The following is a 507-nucleotide window of genomic DNA, read 5'->3' on the forward strand; positions in this document are numbered from 1 at the left end:
GTAGGCCCACTCGTTCTTCAGCGTGAGGTTGAACCGCTCGACCTTGCCGTTGGTCTGAGGCCGGTACGGGCGCGTGCGTAGGTGGCGGATCTGCCGGCTCTGGAGCGTGTCACGGAACGCCAGGGATCGGTAGCAGGAGCCGTTATCGGTCATGACGCGCTCGATGGTGATGCCGTGTTCGGCGAACCAGTCGATGGCGCGGCTCATGAACGCGGTGGCGGTCTCCTTGCGTTCGTCACGGTGGGCTTCGACGTAGGCGATCCGGCTGCGGTCGTCCACGGCGATGTGGAGGTAGTCGTAGCCCAGCCGCGGCTGTTTGCGGTGGCGGGTGCGCCGCTCCTGCGCCCTCAGCTCTGGGGCGTTGCCGCGTCCGTGGAACCGCCAGCCACCCCCGTCGGGGATGCGGCCCTGCTTCTTGACGTCGACGTGGAGCAGCTCGCCCGGTCGTTCGCGCTGGTAGCGGACCACGGTGCGGGTCGCGCGATCCAGGTCGGCCAGCCGCGGCAC

General features: G+C 68.8%; 1 protein-coding gene. It reads right to left on the reverse strand.

Annotation, left to right across the window (positions count from 1 at the left end):
- A partial coding sequence (locus ACERMF_RS17735; protein WP_373670482.1) for a DDE-type integrase/transposase/recombinase occupies positions 1 to 507 on the reverse strand: 507 nt, incomplete at both ends.

The organism is Egicoccus sp. AB-alg6-2 (assembly GCF_041821025.1).
Classification (GTDB): domain Bacteria; phylum Actinomycetota; class Nitriliruptoria; order Nitriliruptorales; family Nitriliruptoraceae; genus Egicoccus.